The sequence below is a fragment of the Terriglobus albidus genome, assembly GCF_008000815.1.
Classification (GTDB): Bacteria; Acidobacteriota; Terriglobia; order Terriglobales; family Acidobacteriaceae; genus Terriglobus; species Terriglobus albidus_A.
This window is the reverse complement of sequence record NZ_CP042806.1, coordinates 1,193,183-1,210,235: the sequence shown is the minus strand read 5'-3', so window position 1 is coordinate 1,210,235 and position 17,053 is coordinate 1,193,183. Positions and strand designations below refer to the sequence as shown.

General features: G+C 59.6%; 12 protein-coding genes. 7 read left to right on the top strand and 5 right to left on the bottom strand.

The window, feature by feature from the left end; all coding sequences use genetic code 11:
* The first annotated feature begins 8 nt into the window (after positions 1 to 8).
* The gene (purN, locus tag FTW19_RS04925) at positions 9 to 611 is read left to right on the top strand and encodes a phosphoribosylglycinamide formyltransferase (protein ID WP_147646602.1); all 603 of its coding nucleotides are present in this window, start codon (positions 9 to 11) and stop codon (positions 609 to 611) included.
* Positions 612 to 836: 225 nt separating this feature from the next.
* On the opposite strand, the gene FTW19_RS04920 is transcribed toward purN, so the two are convergent.
* Positions 837 to 2,870 (bottom strand): fused MFS/spermidine synthase, encoded by a 2,034-nt coding sequence (locus tag FTW19_RS04920; protein WP_246153569.1) that lies wholly within the window; start codon positions 2,868 to 2,870, stop codon positions 837 to 839.
* Between the two features lie 48 nt (positions 2,871 to 2,918).
* On the opposite strand from FTW19_RS04920, the gene serA reads away from it, so the two are divergent.
* Positions 2,919 to 4,526, top strand: a complete 1,608-nt coding sequence (gene serA, locus FTW19_RS04915; protein ID WP_147646601.1) for a phosphoglycerate dehydrogenase — start codon at positions 2,919 to 2,921, stop codon at positions 4,524 to 4,526.
* A gap of 2 nt (positions 4,527 to 4,528) precedes the next feature.
* Positions 4,529 to 4,816: an FmdB family zinc ribbon protein gene (locus FTW19_RS04910; RefSeq protein WP_147646600.1), complete on the top strand. Its 288-nt coding sequence runs from the start codon at positions 4,529 to 4,531 to the stop codon at positions 4,814 to 4,816.
* 44 nt (positions 4,817 to 4,860) lie between these two features.
* Here FTW19_RS04910 and FTW19_RS04905 read toward each other — a convergent pair whose 3' ends face one another.
* The 3 genes from FTW19_RS04905 to gatB are packed head-to-tail and all read right to left on the bottom strand — an operon-like array spanning position 4,861 to position 8,229.
* Positions 4,861 to 5,187, bottom strand: a complete 327-nt coding sequence (locus FTW19_RS04905; protein WP_147646599.1) for a DUF6496 domain-containing protein — start codon at positions 5,185 to 5,187, stop codon at positions 4,861 to 4,863.
* Positions 5,188 to 5,243: 56 nt separating this feature from the next.
* Positions 5,244 to 6,731: a hypothetical protein gene (locus tag FTW19_RS04900; protein WP_147646598.1), complete on the bottom strand. Its 1,488-nt coding sequence runs from the start codon at positions 6,729 to 6,731 to the stop codon at positions 5,244 to 5,246.
* Between the two features lie 19 nt (positions 6,732 to 6,750).
* Entirely contained in the window at positions 6,751 to 8,229 is a 1,479-nt protein-coding gene (gatB, locus tag FTW19_RS04895; protein ID WP_147646597.1) for an Asp-tRNA(Asn)/Glu-tRNA(Gln) amidotransferase subunit GatB, read from the bottom strand.
* Positions 8,230 to 8,332: 103 nt separating this feature from the next.
* Here gatB and mfd point away from each other — a divergent pair, with 103 nt between their 5' ends.
* The 4 genes from mfd to galU all read left to right on the top strand — a co-directional run bounded on the left by mfd (position 8,333) and on the right by galU (position 15,821).
* Entirely contained in the window at positions 8,333 to 11,953 is a 3,621-nt protein-coding gene (mfd, locus tag FTW19_RS04890) for a transcription-repair coupling factor (RefSeq protein ID WP_147650467.1), read from the top strand.
* A gap of 304 nt (positions 11,954 to 12,257) precedes the next feature.
* On the top strand, positions 12,258 to 14,015 hold the full coding sequence (locus FTW19_RS04885) for a DUF885 domain-containing protein (protein ID WP_147646596.1): 1,758 nt from the start codon (positions 12,258 to 12,260) through the stop codon (positions 14,013 to 14,015).
* A gap of 261 nt (positions 14,016 to 14,276) precedes the next feature.
* On the top strand, positions 14,277 to 14,807 hold the full coding sequence (locus FTW19_RS04880) for an AAA family ATPase (protein ID WP_147646595.1): 531 nt from the start codon (positions 14,277 to 14,279) through the stop codon (positions 14,805 to 14,807).
* A gap of 135 nt (positions 14,808 to 14,942) precedes the next feature.
* Positions 14,943 to 15,821, top strand: coding sequence for a UTP--glucose-1-phosphate uridylyltransferase GalU (galU, locus tag FTW19_RS04875; RefSeq protein ID WP_147646594.1), 879 nt, complete (start codon positions 14,943 to 14,945; stop codon positions 15,819 to 15,821).
* A 370-nt stretch (positions 15,822 to 16,191) separates the two neighbouring features.
* On the opposite strand, the gene bla is transcribed toward galU, so the two are convergent.
* Positions 16,192 to 17,043: a subclass B3 metallo-beta-lactamase gene (gene bla / locus FTW19_RS04870; protein ID WP_147646593.1), complete on the bottom strand. Its 852-nt coding sequence runs from the start codon at positions 17,041 to 17,043 to the stop codon at positions 16,192 to 16,194.
* Positions 17,044 to 17,053 lie beyond the last annotated feature (10 nt).

Below are 17,053 nucleotides of genomic sequence, written 5' to 3'. Positions count from 1 at the left end.
CGTCCTCGATGACCAGACTCGGTGTTCTTCTCTCCGGACGGGGATCGAACTTCCTCGCAATCGCCGAAGCCATCAACAATGGCTCTCTACGCGGTTGCGAGATCGTGCTTGTGCTCTCGAACAAAGCAGACGCGCCCGGAATCGATGCGGCCCGGCAACTGGGCCTGGAAGCGCGTGCCATTCCCTCGAAAGGCATTCCGCGCCAGGAGCATGACCGCCAGATGATCGCGGCTCTGCAGGACGCCAGGGTCGACTTGATCTGCCTGGCAGGCTACATGCGCATCATCTCGCCCGAGTTCATCGCAGCCTTCCCTAACCGCATTCTGAACATCCATCCCTCGCTGCTACCCTCCTTCCCCGGCCTGGACGCACAGGGACAGGCGCTGGAGTACGGAGCCAAAATCGCAGGCTGCACCGTCCACTTCGTGGATGAGCAGGTCGACCACGGCACCATCATCGTGCAGCGCACCGTCCCGGTGCTCGACAACGACACGCACGACACACTGGCAGCTCGGATCCTGGAACAGGAACACCAGGCCTACGCGGAAGGCTTGCAGCGAGTCCTCTCCGGCGAATACCGCATCGAAGGCCGCCGCTACATCCGCAAGTAAGCAGGCTTCAAACGCGCCCAAACTCTGGGTGCCCCATATCTGCGAAGCAGATGTGGGAGTTTCGAAGTTCCCAGCGAACAAGTTCGCTGGGGGGTGATTTATCGAGCGAAGCTCGATCCATTTTGTTTTAGTGGATCGCTCAACCGTTATCGGAAAACGGTTCGCGCATGGCGCGATTGCCCACATCTGCTTCGCAGATACGGGGCACCCAGGGCATGGGCACTCTTACCGCTTCCCCCAATTCATCAACGGCAAAATGCTCGAATAATCATCCGTCCACGCAGGCGCCTTAATCTCCGGAAAACTCGACCGCGCAATCACCACATCCGTCTCCTGCTGAAAGTCTTTACGATTCGTCAGCAGTACCCACGTCGCACTGTAGTACCCCTTCTTCTCATCGTTCGGACTACTGATCAACACCGCATCCAGACCAGCAGTCTTCGCCAGCGCGGCAACTTCCGGTGCGAGATGCAGATACTGGTTCGAAACATGAAACGCGATAATGCCACCCGGAGCCATATGCTTCCGGTAAAGCTCAAGCGCCTGGGTCGTGATCAGATGCAACGGGATCGCATCGCCGGAAAACGCATCGATCACCAGGATGTCGAAGTTGTTCGGCGCTTCATGCTGCAATGAGATCCGCGCATCGCCGGCAATGATCGGGATCTGAATCGGCGCATCGCGGAGATAGGTAAAGAGATTACGCGTAATCGGCTCGACCGCCGGATTGATCTCATAGAAGCGAAAGCGATCGCCCGGTTGCGCATACACTGCCAGAGATCCTGAACCCAGTCCAATCACTCCGACCGACTTCGGCCGCCCTTTGCAGCAGTAGCGCATCGCCAGGCCGATGCCGGAATCGGGCGAGTAGTAGCTAACCGGAACGCGGGCATGATCGGGAGTAAAAATCTGTGTCCCATGCTTAATCGTTCCGTTGTAGAGCGTGCGGAGCACACTGGACGGCGGAAACCCTCCCTGCGTCACGCGCAGCGGACCGTAGAAGTTGCGGACCTGCGCCATGCTGCCTGCCTGAAACGCCTGGTACTCCTTGCCGATGAGAAAAAGCAGCAGCACTGAGGCCGTTGCCCACAGAAGACGCTGCGCCCAGCCCTCCTGCCACAGCGCAACGCAGGCGACCACCGCGGTGACAAAGAAGGAGATTGCCAGATCGTAGTTTGCCGAAAAGACCAGCGGACTCACAATGCCGATGAAGAAGGTTCCCGCGGCGCCGCCGGCTGAGAGCGTCAGGTAAAACAGCGTTGACTGCTGCGGGTCTTCCGGACGATGCAGATAAAGCTCCGCATGGCAGAAGTAGCAGGCCAGAAACAGCTCGATCAGGTAGAAGCTGATACTGAGCCAGATGGGAAACGTAGCTCCCTCTTTCGTGAGCGTATAAGCCAGTGCTGCAAGAAAGACGACCAGGAAACGGATCACCAGACCGCGTTGATAGAAACGCCCGAACTCAAACGCAGTAATAAAGCTAAGCAGATACGCCGAGAGCGGCAGAATCCAAAGCAACGGAATCGGTGCAATGTTCTGTGAGAGGTGCGCCGTTACCGCCGCAAGCTGCATGGAAGCTGCAAATGGCAGCAGGAACCAGAGCACAAGCTTCCCGGTAGCCGGACGGGTTACCGGCTGGGCCGCCTCCTCCGTAACCACGCCACTGCTACTCGCCGGAACCAGCATCGCGCAGAGCGCGGCATAGACCACGAATCCGGCAGCCCAGGCAATACGCTGCGTGTGCAGCGACATATGCGGCTCAATCAGGACCGGATACGCCAGCAACGCCAGCAGGCTGCCGACATTTGAAAGCGCAAATAGCCGGTACCGCACCCCTTCCCCTTCGCTTCTGGCCAACCATACCTGCAGCAGCGGGCTGGTTGCCGAAAGCAGCAGAAACGGCAGACCGATACTGCTGCCGAGCGCGAGGAAGATAGTCGTGATGGGGCGCTCGAAGGCTGCCGGCGAACCTGGAGTCGTCGAGACAAAGGCGAGCAACACCGCCGCTGCCAACAGGCCAAGATGCACGCCACGCTGCATCCGCAGCCGCGTCAGCCAGTGCGCATACGTGTAGCCGAACAGAAGGAGAAGCTGAAAGACGACCAGGCAAGTGATCCAGACGGCCGAGCTTCCGCCGAGGGCAGGAAGCAGTTGTCGGGCAGCCAGAGGTTCTACCAGAAACAGCAGAAAGGCGCCGAGAAAGATGGTCAGGGCAAAGAGCGGACGCTTGGTCATGGGACGCGCAAATGGCGTGTCCAAGGCTATCATCCGGGGTCCGGGCGGACTGCCAAGTAAAATAGAGACGTCATGAAGATAGTCCTCGCCGAAAAAGTCTCGCCTGCTACCCTCGCTGTTTTTCAAGAAGAGCCCAACTGGCAGATCGTAACGCCGGACCAGATCAAGAATGGCCTCGCCGCCGAGCTCGCCGATGCTGATGCTCTCATCGTCCGCAGCGCTGTACAGGCAGACGCCAAGCTGCTGGAGTCCGCTCCGAAGCTGCGCATCATCGGCCGTGCCGGTGTGGGCGTCGACAACATCGACGCCGATGCCGCCACCCATCGCGGCATCGTGGTAATGAACACGCCCGGCGCCAACGCTATCGCCGTGGCAGAGCTTACGATCGGCTTGATGATTACGATGGCGCGCTTCATCCCCCGCGCGAACGCCACCATGCACGCCGGCAAGTGGGACAAAAAGAGTCTGCAGGGGCAGGAACTGCGTGGCAAGACCCTCGGCATCATCGGCCTGGGCCGCATCGGCCAGGAAGTAGCGCGCCGCGCTCGCTCCTTCGGCATGGAGCTGATCGGCTATGATCCCTTCGTCGCTCCCGTCATCGCACGCGAGAACGGCGTCGGCCTCGCTCCTCTGGACGAAGTCTTCCGCAAGGCCGACTACCTGACGCTGCACGTAGGTCTCACACCGCAGACCGAGGGCCTGATCAACGCCACCTCACTGGCCACCATGAAGAAGGGCGTTCGCATCGTGAACTGCGCCCGCGGCGAGCTGATCAACGATGCCGCTCTTGCTGAGGCCATTCAGTCCGGCAAGATCGGCGGCGCCGCCCTCGACGTCTTCTCGCAGGAGCCGTTGAAGGAATCTCCGTATCACGGCCTGGAAAACGTCATCCTCTCGCCTCACATCGGCGGATCGACCGACGAAGCCCAGGAAGCCATCGGCATCCAGCTTGCGCAGCAGGTACGCGATTATCTGAAGCTTGGCGTCGTGCAGAACGCAGTCAACTTCCCCTCGCTCACGCACGAGGAGTACCAGCAGGTCGCTCCCTATGTGGAGATGGCCGAGCGCCTGGGAGCTTTCCTCTCGCACGCCACCCCGGGGAACCTCGAAAACATTCAAATCAACTACGCCGGCCGTCTGGCACAGGGCAAGACTGAGTTGGTTCGCAACGCCTCGATCAGCGGCATTCTCGCCGATAGCGATAATGTGAACCGCATCAACGCGGCCGCGGTCGCGCAGGAACGGGGCATCCGCCTGCAGGAAGAGAAGAAGGAGTTCGCCTCCGGCGGCGCCGGCTCAGTGCTGAAACTAACGCTGCACTCAGCCAGTGGAGTCTCCTCCGGTTCCGCAACTGTGCTGCATGGCAGCTCGCCGCGCCTGCTGAGCTTTGATGGCATCGATATCGAGGCTCCGCTCACCGGCACGCTGGTCGTCATCCGCAATCACGACGTCCCCGGCGTGATCGGCCGTATCGGCACCATTCTCGGCGAACACCGCATCAACATCGCGAACTTCGCCCTGGGCCGCAACGTCCGCTCGCAGAGCGTACCGCAGGGTCAGGCTCTGGCCGTCGTACAGATCGATGTACCCTCCGCCGCAGCGGCCAATGACGCACTGGCCGCTCTGCGCAAGGTTGAGGCCATCGTCAGCGTTCGCCTGGTGGAGCTGGGTAAAATCTAACTATGCCGCTTTACGAATACGAGTGCCAGCAATGCCGCCGGTACGTTGAAAAGATCCAGAAGTTCTCTGACCCGCCGTTGACCGAGTGCTCGCACTGCGGTGGCCGTCTGGAGAAGACCATCACAGCCCCCGCGGTGCAGTTCAAGGGCGGCGGATGGTATGCGGATCTCTACTCTTCCTCCAAGAAGAGTGGCGGCACAGCGAAGTCTGAGTCGAGCAGCACCAGCAGCAGCGACTCAACCTCTTCCACGCCGGCGCCTGCTGCCACAGCAACCTCCGATAAGAAATAAGAAAAGCCCGCCTTACCGGCGGGCTTTCTCTTGCAAGACAGAACTCAGGAACGCTTCTTCGGTACCTTCTTGCCTGCTTTGCGGGCCTTTGAAAGCCCGATCGCAATGGCTTGCTTCCGGCTCGTGACCTTCTTGCCGCTGCGGCCGCTCTTCAGCTTACCCGCCTTCATAGCGCGCATCTCAGTCTCGACATTCTTACCTGCCGAAGGAGAGTACTTCCGCGTAGAAGACTTCTTTGCAGCCTTCTTCGTTGCCTTCTTCGCCGCGCTCTTCCGTGTCGTGCTTTTCTTCGCGGCCTTCTTCACGCTCTTCTTCGTTGCTTTCCTGGCTGCTTTCTTTGTTGCCTTCTTGCTTGCCTTTTTGGTTGCCATAAGGAAACTATCCTCCCGCGCTATAAGAGTCAGGCAACCTGAAAGAGAGTTGTCTCTCAGTCTTGCATCTTCTGATACCTTCGGTATCCCCACAGCGACAGGATGATCGACGCGATGAAGGCAAGGCCTTCAAGAACCCACTGCCATACACCGGGTGATCGCGCGAGCTCACCACGCTGATGCGCTGCATAACTGCGCTGCACATCTTCCCGCAAACCCGGAACAGTGATGGTGCTGAAGTCTGCGGTTGGCAACGATCCAAAGACACGTTCCGGTGCAGGCGCCACGCCATCGCGATCCTTCGGGATCGCTGCCATCAACGCATTCACCTCTGCATCCTTCGCATCGCTGAAGAACTCCGTCTGCGCTGTATTAGGAAAGAGTGTCGTCTTTCCTGTCATCTTCAACTCAATCGCCGAAACAGCATCCTGGCAGACACCCAGCGTGTAATACCCGCCGAAGGGAATCTGCGGATTCGCCAGATGCAGCCGCGCATACGCCGCCGTGAAACCGCCCAGCAGACGGATTACCTCGCGCGCCTGTGCACCCTCATACTCATGCGCATGCCGGCCCATCACCCATGGCTGGTTCAACAGATCGTTGGTACGAAACTCCGCGCGGCCATCGATACCGAAGTAGAAAGTCACATCCGCATGCAGACGCGGCCCTTCCACCATCAACTCATACTCAGCATGCGCGACCGGAACCAGGAGATGTCGCCTTCGCTGCCACCAGTGATCGGCAGGCACCATGAGCTGCGAGTCCAGGAAAAAGGGCATCATGACATCCTGGCCCTTGTAATGGAAGTGTCCGAAGTTGGCGAAGTAACGGACGTCAGAGACGGTGATCCGGTACCCGTTCGCTGACAACGCATCGATCAATTCTTCCGGCGTATGCGCCGTACGTCCACCGAAGGTAGCGCGGAAGCTCTGCGCGTCGTCCAATCGGTTCAATGAGAGGCGATTCAGTACCTCGGCGAGACGCTGGCTCTCAGCATGCAAGGGGGCGAGCTTTGGATCAGGACCGTCTCCCCGCGATACCTCAGCTCCCAGATCGGTGATCTCCGCCTTCAGCTCACCGCGATTGGAAGGCTTGTCGAGGTCTTCCGTCTCCGCCGCCTCAAGGGTGTACGGTCCCAGCGTCACCCATTGCGCAAGGGCTCGCGTGGCAGGCTTCAGCTTCTCGCCGAAGATCCGTGTTCCCAGATCGACGGTGCCGTTGACACGGCCAATCGTCCATCCGGGAAAGCGATCGAGACCGCTCCAGTCTTTTCCAAGGATCAGGCTGCGTAGCAGATCGAAGAGCTTCGGCGTCAGGACAGCGCCGGCTTTCTCTCCGCCGTTGATCGCAGCCAGCAGCTTCTCCGTGAAGCCCGGCTGCGCGGAGAGCTCCCGCAACATCTGCGAGAGCGGCACCGTATTCGGCAACGTAGGAGCAGCCATGGTCTGAGCCGCCATCAGCGTACACCAGACAACCGCAAAAGCTGCACTGCGCGCGAAAGACACTCTGCCTGCGACAGCCACATCACGAAAGATACGCCGCATACCTGCTTTGGATGCACGTCTACTGGTTGAGCTTCTTAATCACCAGCTCATTCAGCAACGCAGGATTCGCCTGCCCCTTCGACAGACGCATCACCTGCCCGACGAAGAACGCCGACACAGTCGTCTTTCCGCCTTTGAACTGCTCCACCTGCTTCGGGTTAGCAGCAATTACCTCATCGATCATCTTCTCGATGACCGACGTATCGGAGATCTGCTGCGGCTTCTCACGCTCGTAGACGACCGGGAAGTCCTCACCCTTTTCAAAGCTGATGTCGAGCAACTGCTTGAGCATCTTGCTCGAAAGCTCGCCACTCTCCGCCAGGTCAGCAGCCATCGCCAGGCCCTTCATGCTCACCGGCGACTGCTCCAGCTCCAGACCGGAGGCATTCAGACGGCCGGTCAGCTCGCTGGTAATCAACGCGGCAACACGCTTGGGACTCTTCGACGCCTTCGCTGCAGCCTCGAACTGATCGGCAAACGAAGCCGAAGCAGTCAGCGTCTCCGCATCCTTCTCGGTGATGCCATACTCCGCGATCAAACGCGTACGCTTCGCCTCAGGCAGCTCCGGCAGGCCCTTCAGAATCTCGTTCTTCCATTCTTCGCTGATGAGTAAGGGCGGCAGATCCGGCTCCGGGAAGTAGCGGTAATCATGCGCCTGCTCCTTCGACCTCATCGAGTAGGTCACGCCTTCGGCAGAGTTATAGAGGCGCGTCTCCTGCGCCACCTTGCCGCCCGACTCCAGAATCTCCACCTGGCGCTCGATCTCATACTCCAGTGCCGAACGGATAAAGCGGAACGAATTGACGTTTTTCACCTCAGCCTTGGTGCCGAACTTATCCGCCCCCTTCAGCATGATCGAGACATTGGCATCGCAGCGCAGCGAACCCTCTTCCATGTTGCAGTCGGAGACGCCGGCGTACAGCAGAATCTCCTTCAGCTTGGTGAGGTAATCGAAAGCTTCCTGCGGCGAACGGAGATCCGGCTCCGAGACGATCTCGATCAGCGGCGTGCCGCAGCGGTTCAGGTCGATGTAGCTTCGCGTCACCGAATCCGGGAAGCCATCGTGGATGCTCTTGCCCGCGTCCTCTTCCATGTGCGCGCGGGTGATGCCGATGCGCTTCAAGCCACCGTTGCCATCGGGAATATCGAGATAGCCATGCTCGCAGGTTGGCTTATCGTACTGCGAGATCTGGTAGCCCTTGGGCGAGTCCGGATAGAAGTAGTTCTTCCGCGCGAAGATGCTCACCGGGTTGATCGTGCAGTTCAGCGCCGCGCCGGTCAGGACAGCAAACTCCACCGCCTGCTCATTCAGTACAGGCAAAGCTCCGGGCAGACCGAGGCAGACCGGACAGACGTGAGTATTAGGCTCACCGCCGTAGAGATTGACGCAGCCGCAGAATGCCTTCGTCTTGGTAAGAAGCTGGACGTGGACCTCAAGCCCGATCACGGGCTGGTACTTGGCGAGAACCTCGGGCGAAAGCGCGCTAGCTGTGGACATCAGAACCAAATTTTATCAATCTTGAGCCTCCCAACGGTCTGGAAAGAGATAGGACATGGCCGGCCTGCACACTCCCTCCGGGCCAATTACACTGGAGGAAGAGATGATTCTTCCATTTGTCCGCGAGCTGTTTGCGGAACTGGAACATACTGAGCCGTACGAACGTGTGCGCCGCCACCTGAGTGCCGGTGTGGGGCGTCGTCGTGTCTCCGGGCTCACCTTTACCGCTCGCGCTCTCTATCTGCCCTACTTTGTCCGGGCCAGCCACACCGCTTGCCTCGTCATCGTTCCCGACAACAAGGCCGCCGAAGCCCTGCACGGCGCCCTGATCGAGACCTGCGAACTCACCGGCACACTCGACCCCAAGACCGTTCTCCGCCTGCCCTCGCACGACGTGCTGCCCTTCGAAAACCTCTCGCCGCACGCCGAAATCCAGGAGCAGCGCGCCGCCACCCTCTGGAAGATCGCTACCGGCACTGCAAAGCTGGTCATCGCGCCCATGGAGTCGGCCTGCATGCGCCTCTTCTCCCGCGAGCACTATGCCGGCCTCGCCCTGCATCTGCGCCGCGGCGAAGAGCACATCCCGGAGATGCTGCTCGAACACCTGCTCTCCGTCGGCTATACCCGCGTCGACGTCGTCGAGATGCCCGGCCAGGTCACGCATCGCGGCGGCATCATCGACGTCTACTCGCCCGAGCAGGACCGCCCCGTCCGCATCGACTTCTTCGGCGACGAGATCGAAACCATCCGCAAGTTCGATCCGGAGACGCAGCGCAGCTCCACGCCCCTGGAAGAAGCCCTCCTGCTGCCTCTCACCGAGACCCCGGTCACCGAGAAGCTCCTCACCGCCATCAACAACCGCCTCACGCGCACGGGCGAAGCCGGGGCGGCCCTCGAAGGCAGCGAGCAGCCCCGCGAGATCCGCACCACCTACGGCGAAGCCACTGTCTTCCCCGGATGGGAGTTCTACGCCCCGGCCGCCGGAGCCAACAGCGATCTCCTGGCACTGCTCGGCCCCAGCACACGCGTGTTCGTCGAAGAGCCCGCCATGGTCAAAAACCAGGGCGAGCGTTGGTGGAACAAGCTGGAACAGGCGCATGACCGTGCCGCTATCGGCTCCCTGGTCCGTGCGGAAGATATCTATCTCTCGCCCTGGGACCTGGAAGACCGCGTCCGCCGCATGCCCGGCATCGAGCTCGATCAGCTCGGCGCCGTCGATGTACTGGACACGCAGGTCGACGCTCTCAGCGGCATCGAGATTCCCACCCGGCCCACAACACGCTTCCACGGTTCTATTCCCGCACTGGTGGAGCAGCTTCGCTCCCTGATGAACCAGGACTCGCGCATTGTCCTCACCGCGCCCAACCAGGGCGAGGTCGAGCGCCTCGCCGGCCTGCTGCAGGAGTACAAAGTCCCGTACCGCATCGGCTCACGACTTCAAACCAGCAGCGGCTCGGCGACCGTCTACGACGAGACCACCTACCTGTCTGGCAGCGCAAACACGCCGGTCATCGTTCGCGCGGCGATCCTGAACGGCGTTCATGTCCTCGACCTCGATCAGGCCACTGCCCGCCAGCTCGTCGTCTACGGAGCGCAGGACCTGCAGGACGAAGCCGACATCGCTCCGCGGCGCACCTTCAAGAAGTCCAAGACCTCCGCCTTCGTCTCTGATTTCCGCGACCTCGCCATGGGCGACTATGTCGTGCACGTCGAACACGGCATCGCCCAGTACCAGGGCCTGCGCACCATCGACCAGGAAGGCATTCCGCTCGAGCTGATGATCCTGGAGTTCGCCGAAGGCGCGAAGCTCTACGTCCCCCTCACACGTCTCGACCTGATCCAGAAGTACCGCTCCACCGACACCGGTCCGGCTCCGGAGCTGAACCGCCTGGGCAGCCAGCAGTGGGCCAAGACCAAAGCGCGCGTTAAGAAGGCCATGCAGGACATGACCGACGAGCTGCTGAAGCTCTACGCGCAGCGCAAAGCCGCGCAGGGCTTCGCCTTCTCGCAGGACAGCAACCTGATGCGCGAGTTCGAAGACGCCTTCGACTACAACGAGACCGAAGACCAGCTCACCGCCATCGCCGACATCAAGCGCGACATGGAGACAACCCAGCCCATGGACCGCCTGCTCTGCGGCGACGTCGGCTACGGCAAGACCGAAGTCGCCATGCGCGCCGCCTTCAAGGCTGTGCAGGACTCCAAACAGGTGGCCGTGCTGACGCCCACTACCGTGCTCAGCTTCCAGCACTACGAGAGCTTCAAGAAGCGCTTCGCCAAGTTCCCCGTCACCGTCGAGATGATCTCGCGCTTCCGCACCGCAAAGGAACAGAAGAAGATCGCGGAGGACGCCGCTGCCGGCAAGATCGACATCCTCATCGGAACCCATCGCCTGCTCTCCAAAGACCTGACCTTCCAGGATCTCGGCCTGCTGATCGTCGACGAGGAACAACGCTTCGGCGTACGCCACAAGGAGCGCATGAAGCAGTTCCGCGCGCACCTCGACGTGCTCTCCATGTCGGCCACGCCCATTCCTCGCACGCTGCACATGTCGCTCGTCGGCCTGCGCGATATGAGCGTCATCGAAACCCCTCCCAAAGACCGCATGGCCATCCAGACCATCGTCGCCAAGTTCGACGAGAAGATCGTCCGCACGGCGATCGAGATGGAGCTCGAGCGCGGCGGCCAGATCTACTTCGTCCATAACCGCGTCGAGACCATCTACGACATCGCTTCGCGAATCCGCGAGCTGGCGCCACAGGCACGCGTGGTCGTCGGTCACGGACAGATGGGCGAGGCCGAGCTCGAACGTGTGATGCTGGCCTTCATGCATCACGAGTACGACGTGCTGGTAGCCACCAGCATCATCGAGAACGGTCTCGATATCCCGCTGGCGAACACCATCCTGATCAATCGCGCCGACCGCCATGGCCTCAGCGAGCTCTACCAGCTCCGCGGCCGCGTAGGCCGGTCAAATCGCCGCGCGTATTCCTATCTCCTGATTCCGCCGGAGACCGAGCTGACCGAAGTGGCGCGCCGCCGCTTGGCCGCACTAAAAGAGTTCTCCGACCTCGGCGCCGGTTTCAAGATCGCAGCACTCGACCTGGAGCTGCGCGGCGCCGGCAACATGCTCGGCGGCGAGCAGAGCGGACACATCGAAGCCATCGGCTTCGAGATGTATACCTCCATGCTCGAAGAAGCCGTCGCCAAGATGAAGGGCGAGGAGAAGCAGGAACGCCCGCCCGTCCAGCTTAACCTCGGCATCTCGCTGCGCATCGACAACGACTACATCGAAGAGGAGAACCAGCGCCTGCGGATGTACAAACGCATCGCCGGAGCCGCCAACGATGCCGAACTCGCCGACGTCCGCGCCGAACTGATCGACCGCTACGGCACTCTGCCCGACTCCGTGCTCAACCTGCTCTCTGCCGCAGAGCTGCGCCTGACAGCGGAACGCCTCTGCGTCTCCCAGATCGACCGCAAACGCACCCAGATCGAGCTCCACAAAAAGAAAGAGAACGTGGAGATGCTGCACGTCCGCTTCGATCCGAAGAGCATGATCGACCCAAACGAGCTGATGAAGCTGGTTGCTCGCTACGCCAAACGCGGAGCCCAGTTCTCCCCACAAGGCGTCCTGCGCTGGCCGCTGGGCTCAGCCAAGGCAGAAGATGTACTAGCCGAAACCCGCTCCCTGCTGGAGCAACTCGTACTCCGCCCCGCATAGCGTTCGCGGCACCTCATCTCTGTCTAACCCATGCACTGGGTGCCCCACATACGCGAAGCTTATGTGGGAGTATCGAGCGTTAGCTCGATCCGTCTTTCTGTTTGTCATTTCGTAGCGACCAACGGGAGCGGAGAAATCTGCTTCTCTACCCTTACTTTTCCTTGTGCAGCAAGGATAAAAACCGATCGCGCACAGCGCGATCCCAACCAGCAACCAGGAACTAGCAACCAGCAACCAGCAACTGCTTCTCTCGCAGTACACTGCAAAGCAGCAAGGAACCATCCCCTCAGGACGATCTCCACCGATGAAGAAACTCGCCGCTATCCTCGCCCTCGGAGCCGCTATGACCGCCGCCACCGCACCCGCGCAGAAGATCTCCGCCGACGGAGCGCAGCAGACCTTCCGTTTCTACGTCGACCAGTACTTCGATGATGTCTTCAACTTCTCGCCGACCTACGGCACCCAGGCCGGCTTCCACCAGTACGACGGCCGCCTCGAAGACTACTCCGCCGCCGCTGTACAGACGCAGATCAAGTCCATGCGCGAGTGGCAGAAAAAGTTTGAGGCAGTTCCCGCCGAAGGCCTCGATGGCTCTGTTGCTGATGATCGCCAGGTGCTGCTGAATAACATCGAGTCCAACCTGCTCTCGCTCGAGACCATCCGCATGTGGGAGAAGAACCCGGACAACTACTCCTCCGGCATCACCAACAGCATCTTCGTGCTGATGAGCCGTGACTTCGCACCTGTGGACACACGCCTCCGCGCTGCCGTAGAGCGCGAGAAGCTGATGCCCCAGGTCTTTCTGGAAGCGCGCAAGAACCTGAAGAACCCTCCGAAGATCTACACCCAGATCGCTATCGAGCAGATTCCCGGTATCGTTTCATTCTTCGAGAACGACGTTCCACTGGCATTCAGCAAAGCCACCAGTGCGGAGACCAAGGCAGACTTCGCCAAATCCAACAAGGCTGTCATCGACGCCCTGAAGAGCTACGGCGACTGGCTGAAGAGCGACCTTCTGCCTCGCTCCAACGGCGACTTCCGCTTCGGTGAAGCGACATTCCGCAAGAAGCTGGCCCTGGATGAAATGGTCGATCTCCCGCTGGACAAGCTGGTCGAGATAGATATGGCTAACATGCGCGCCAACCAGGCCGAATTCGCACGCATCGCCAAAGAGCTCGACCCCGCTAAGACACCCGAGCAGGTTTTGGCCGAGCTGGGTAATATTCATCCGGCTCCGGACAAGCTGCTGAACGCCTTCCAGGACACCTTCAACTCACTGATCAGCTTCGTCCGCGCCAAGAAGATCATCACCATTCCCAGCGACGTACAGCCCACCCTGGAAGAGACGCCGCCTTTCATGCGCGCTACTACCTTCGCCAGCATGGACCCGCCGGGCGCCTACGAGAAGAACTCAACTAAGGCCTACTTCAACGTCACCCTGCCTGAAAAAGACTGGACAGCCGCGCACGTCGCCGAACACATGGCGAGCTTCAACATCGGCACCATCATCTCCACCGCTGTGCATGAAGCTTACCCAGGCCACTATGTGCAGTTCCTGTGGCAGTCACAGTTCCCGTCCAAGGTCCGCAAGCTCACCATGTCCGCCAGCAACGTCGAAGGCTGGGCCCACTACACCGAACAGATGATGCTGGACGAAGGCTACGGTCAGCCCGGTTCCGGCGCGAAAGATGACCGCGAAGCCAAGCTCATCCGCCTCGGCCAGTTGCAGGATGCCCTGCTGCGCAACGCCCGCTTTATCGTTGGCCTGAAGATGCACACCGGCCAGATGACCTTCGATGAAGGCGTCGACTTCTTCGTGAAGGAGGGCTACCAGTCCCGCGCCTCAGCCACCGTCGAGACCAAGCGCGGCACCGCCGATGCGCTCTACATGTACTACACCCTGGGCAAACTGGAGATTCTGAAGCTGCGCGACGATGTGAAGAAGAAGCAGGGAGCTGCCTTCAGCCTGGAGAAGTTCCATGACGACCTGATGCGCCAGGGACCGGTTCCCATCAAGATCATCCGCAAGAGCATGCTGCACGACAACTCTCCGGTGCTATAGGCTGCATCGACACACTCGAGATAACCCATGCACCGGGTGCCCATGTCCCCTTAGGGACATGGGCCCGGCCTTCACTCTCCCAAGCACTTATAGATCTTTCTGAACGATCCGTTGAAGTAAAAGAAAAGACGGTCGCGCGAAGCGCGATACCCCACGCTAATTCCCAGCTAACGAGTTCGCCGGAGATCCGACCTTTCGCGATAGAACCGCGAAAAATAGGGCAACGAGACTGTGCTGTTTCCGGATATGCCGATACATCCTATGCGACCGTTCGTAATCCTCTCCGGCTGCTCAGGAGGAGGAAAGTCGTCGCTCCTCGAAGAGCTTGCTCGCAGAGGCTATCGCGTTGTCGAAGAGCCTGGCCGCCGGATCGTACGGGAAGAGCCAGAACAGGGAGGATCGGCGCTGCCATGGATCGATGTGGCAGCGTTCCTCCGACGCGCGATCACTGTCTCTCTCGCTGACCTCGACGTCGCCCCATCGCAGGGCTGGGTCTTCTTCGATCGCGGACTGATCGACGCTGCCTCAGCCCTGCAGCATGTCACCGGCGAATCCGTACTGGAAGAACTCGGGCGAAAGCACCGTTACTATCCACAGGTGTTTCTTACACCTCCCTGGCCGGAGATCTACGGAACCGACGCGGAGCGCCGCCACAGCTTCGACGAAGCGATGGCCGAATATGACAGATTACTTAAGACTTACCCAATCCTGGGTTATGAGGTCATTCTGCTGCCGAAGATCGGCATCCGCGAACGTGCCGATTTCATACTTGAGACGCTCCAAGGCAGCTAAAAAACCAGGAAAATCCTTGATCTGTGGACAAACAGAAGGGCTACTGGGAGGCATCGTACCTGCAATAAACGTCTCCGCCTAATTGATTTGGTACGATGACGGTACTCAAGTAACGATAAGGACACTTTTTCGCTCATGGCATTCATGAAAGTCCGTAAAGCAGTTTTTCCAGCCGCAGGTATGGGCACCCGTTTCCTTCCTGCAACCAAAGCCACTCCCAAAGAGATGCTGCCGCTCGTCGACAAGCCACTGATTCAGTACGGCGTTGAAGAAGCCGTCGCCGCCGGTTGTGAAGAGATCATCATCGTCACCGGCCGTGGCAAAACCACCATGGAAGACCACTTCGATAAATCCGCCGAGTTGGAAGCCTCGCTCGAAGCTCGCGGCAAGACTGCTCTGCTCGAAGTCGCCCGCTCCGTTTCGAAGCTGGCAAAGATCACCTACACTCGTCAGGCTGAAGCCCTGGGCCTCGGTCATGCTGTCCTTCAGGCCAAGGCGCTGGTCGGCGATGAGCCCTTCGCGGTCATCCTGCCCGACGATATCGTCGATGCCAACGTCGCCTGCATGAAGCAAATGGTGGATGCCTTCAACGAAACGCAGTCCTCCATCCTGGGCTCCGAAATCGTAGAGGGGGATGCTATCTCCGCCTATGGCTGCCTGGACTGCACCCCCGACGCAAACAACCCGAAGCTGCTCGCTGTAAAGGACATGGTCGAAAAGCCCAAGCCCGGCACCCAGCCGAGCCAGAACGCCATCATCGGCCGCTACATCCTGACACCACGCATCTTCGAGATGCTCGAGACCATCACTCCCGGCGCGGGCGGTGAGCTGCAGCTCACCGACGGCATCAAGGCCCTGCTGCAGTACGAGAAGGTCTATGGCTTCACCTACGAAGGCAAGCGTCACGATGCCGGCGACAAGCTCGGCTTCCTAAAGGCTACGGTCGAGTTCGCCCTCAAGCACGACGACCTCGGACCCAAGTTCCGCGAGTGGCTGAAGACGTTCCCGATTTAGTTGAATAGTGGAATGGTTGAATAGTGGAATGGTGCTGATGTAGCGAAGCGTCAGCACCATCCAACGACAATCGCCTTCTTCCAAGAGTACGTCGATATTTCTTTCATTCGAGCGAAAGCTCGAACCGGGTGGGAGCCTCGGGCTTCAGCCCGAGGTTTATCGACTCTATAAAGGAATTGGGCTTTAGCCCTGGGCCTTCCTCCTAGCGGATAGAAAGGCCCAGGGCTAAAGCCCATCGATTTTTTAACGCGTTATCAGCGGGCTGAAGCCCGCTGCTCCCACCCGATTTACCTTGTCTTCAAATACAGCAATTCACTGCGTTGCTGAAGACCATTCAACTATTCAACTTTTCAACCATTCAACAAAAGAATTATTTCTTCTCTTCCTTCTTCAACTCCGCTTCAAACTCTTTCTCTTTCCCATCCACATACGCCTTATACCCAGCCGGATCGACCCACGCGTTCACACCTTCGGTCTTCGAACGCGGATACTTTTCTTTCAACCCGTAGTACACGCCATGGGCTCCGAGAAAGATGTCGCAGGGCAGCGAATGCAGCACAGCATAGCTTTTACGCAGATCGCTCACGATCTGCGGATACACTTTGTTACCCACCAGCTCATACCCGGCATCGCCGAAGTTGGCGCCACCCGCGCCCACAATCACCACGTTGTAGGTCTTGCCGCCCTCGCTCACCTGCATCGTGAAGGTAGTGCAACCGCGCGTATGTCCCGGAGTCTTGTGGGCGACCAGCTTCACTCCGCCCAACTGCACCACCTCACCGTCATGCAGCACCTTGTCCACATGCGCCGGCGGAAACTGGTACTTCGGCGCGGAGTAGGCAAAGTCCTTCTTGCCGCCCGACTCCGCCAAATCCACATCGCCATCCATCACCAGGAACTTCGCTCCCGTCTCCTTCACTACCTGCGCCGCCGCTCCAACATGATCAAAGTGCGCCTGGCTTGAGAGCAGCAGCTTCGTGTCCGCCCACTTGAAGCCCAGCGCGGCGACGTTCTCTTTCACGAGCTTGATTTCGTCCTGATCGCCCACATTCAACAGAATGTTGCCCTGCGGCGTCACGATAAGAAACGCCGCCTCAAAGCTGTCGCCGACGTAATAGAGATTTCCCGCAATCTTGTGCGGAGGAAAGTTCGGATACACAGCGGCGTGTGCGTACAACGAGCACACAAACAGGGCTGCAAAAAGGACGAGGCGACGGATCATGCGCCTAGCG

What these genes read in the sequence shown, in the direction of transcription:
- FTW19_RS04910 (WP_147646600.1), top strand. Translation starts at nt 4,529, where the DNA reads ATGCCGCTTTACGAATACGAGTGCCAGCAATGCCGCCGGTACGTTGAA.
- galU (WP_147646594.1), top strand. Translation starts at nt 14,943, where the DNA reads ATGGCATTCATGAAAGTCCGTAAAGCAGTTTTTCCAGCCGCAGGTATG.
- FTW19_RS04885 (WP_147646596.1), top strand. Translation starts at nt 12,258, where the DNA reads ATGAAGAAACTCGCCGCTATCCTCGCCCTCGGAGCCGCTATGACCGCC.
- bla (WP_147646593.1), bottom strand. Translation starts at nt 17,043, where the DNA reads ATGATCCGTCGCCTCGTCCTTTTTGCAGCCCTGTTTGTGTGCTCGTTG.
- FTW19_RS04880 (WP_147646595.1), top strand. Translation starts at nt 14,277, where the DNA reads ATGCGACCGTTCGTAATCCTCTCCGGCTGCTCAGGAGGAGGAAAGTCG.
- FTW19_RS04905 (WP_147646599.1), bottom strand. Translation starts at nt 5,187, where the DNA reads ATGGCAACCAAAAAGGCAAGCAAGAAGGCAACAAAGAAAGCAGCCAGG.
- FTW19_RS04900 (WP_147646598.1), bottom strand. Translation starts at nt 6,731, where the DNA reads ATGCGGCGTATCTTTCGTGATGTGGCTGTCGCAGGCAGAGTGTCTTTC.
- purN (WP_147646602.1), top strand. Translation starts at nt 9, where the DNA reads ATGACCAGACTCGGTGTTCTTCTCTCCGGACGGGGATCGAACTTCCTC.
- mfd (WP_147650467.1), top strand. Translation starts at nt 8,333, where the DNA reads ATGATTCTTCCATTTGTCCGCGAGCTGTTTGCGGAACTGGAACATACT.
- gatB (WP_147646597.1), bottom strand. Translation starts at nt 8,229, where the DNA reads ATGTCCACAGCTAGCGCGCTTTCGCCCGAGGTTCTCGCCAAGTACCAG.
- serA (WP_147646601.1), top strand. Translation starts at nt 2,919, where the DNA reads ATGAAGATAGTCCTCGCCGAAAAAGTCTCGCCTGCTACCCTCGCTGTT.